Origin of the sequence: Halomonas sp. B23F22_20, from assembly GCF_043496985.1 — a bacterium.
Lineage (GTDB): Bacteria > Pseudomonadota > Gammaproteobacteria > Pseudomonadales > Halomonadaceae > Halomonas.
Genome location: NZ_JBIEKH010000053.1, coordinates 1 through 1,468, shown reverse-complemented (window position 1 = coordinate 1,468; position 1,468 = coordinate 1). Strand labels below are relative to the sequence as shown.

Sequence of the window (1,468 nt, the reverse complement as noted above, 5' to 3'; positions counted from 1 at the left end):
GCAGCCTGCAAGCACCGAGGCAGAGCAGAGCCTCCTAGGCGGCCTGATGCTTGAGAACCGTCTGGGAGACTGCATTGCGGATCGCTTCGCATTCCAATCCCTGGCTTTGTTGACGTCGCAGGGCATCTCCATTGGTGACGCCATCGTGCTCGCGTCTATTGAGACCTACCAATGGTCAGGAATGGAGGAACCGTCATGAAACAGGTTCGTGGACTCGCCAAGGGAATGACTCAGGTGGTGCGCTATGCACAGTCCAACCACTGGCATGCTGAGCGCACTCGGGGTGGGCACTTGAAACTCACCAAACGAGGTTGTCCCCCTGTCTTTGCGTCATGCACTCCTAGTGATGATCGTGCCGAGCGTAATGTCCTTGCCCAACTTAAACGAGCCGAGCGGGCAGAGCTTCAAAGGAGGGCAGGATGATGGCCTCTCTTGGGCAGTTTCCGATTCAGGAAAGCGACATGGAGTCTCCGTGCGGGTGCCGGTACCAACTCCTGGAGCTAGATCCGCACCAGGGTCAGACGGTCCTTACTGAGCCCCTTCAGCACGCGATCGATCAATACCAGGAGTGGGTAGCTCGCCTGGGGCTGCCCTATGGGCGGGAAGCATTAGCCTATGTGTCTGAAGCGCTGGATTACTTGGCGCTTCTCGAGGACAGCCGCTTGTTGTGCCATGCCTGCTCTTCGTCAGCGATGACGCTCTCTGAAAAGTTGCGGTGGCGGCACCTCGGACTTTCCGATCGGAGTGATCTCGAGCTTTTCACCATCGTGCTCTCGAACCTCTACAGGGTCATCCGGACCCTGGCGAAGTGGGAGCAGGACTGCAATGACACGCAGCTCAATGGTGTCGTTGTCAGCCTTGATAGTTTGGCTGATCGCATTCGGGTGCTGCTGGATCCCGCGGAAGGAGTCGCCTCACTACAGCGTAACCAGGTGAAAAGACAAGGAATTGAAGGAAGGATGGAATCATGAGTAAGCGTCTAGATGCCAATCAGATGACGGCAGCGCTCAAAACACCTGGACCTAAGCGTGCTGCTGGCTCCCGTGTCGACAAATTCACTCCCCCGGTCCAAGAAATGGGCATCGAGGTGACTCTCGACCAGGTGCGTGCGTACGATCGCAACCCGCGCACCCAGAGGAACTCCAAGTACGAGGAGATCAAAGCCTCGATCCGTGAAGTTGGACTGAAGCACCCTCCCTCGGTTACTCAGCGCCCTGGGGATGACAAATACATGATCTCTGACGGCGGCAACACGCGCCTGGAGATCCTGAACGAGCTTTGGGATGAGACCAAGGACGAGAAGTTCTATCGGTTCTGGTGCGTATATCGGCCCTGGGTGTCCGAGGTGCACGCGCTCGCTGGCCACCTGTCCGAGAATGAGAGCCGCAGCGATCTGACCTGGATCGAAAAGAGTCTGGGGGTTAAAGCCCTCAAGGATGAGCTCGAAGCGGCCGCAGGTGACGAGTCG

General features: G+C 57.5%; 3 protein-coding genes. All 3 read left to right on the top strand.

Annotated features, from left to right (window positions below; translation table 11 throughout):
- Positions 1-199: hypothetical protein (locus ACGTN6_RS20480; RefSeq protein ID WP_394594895.1), on the top strand; the 199-nt coding region annotated here is incomplete at its 5' end.
- A 220-nt stretch (positions 200-419) separates the two neighbouring features.
- Positions 420-971 (top strand): hypothetical protein, encoded by a 552-nt coding sequence (locus ACGTN6_RS20475; protein WP_394594893.1) that lies wholly within the window; start codon positions 420-422, stop codon positions 969-971.
- Positions 968-1,468: ParB family protein (locus tag ACGTN6_RS20470; protein WP_394594891.1), on the top strand; the 501-nt coding region annotated here is incomplete at its 3' end. The genes ACGTN6_RS20475 and ACGTN6_RS20470, both read left to right, overlap by 4 nt.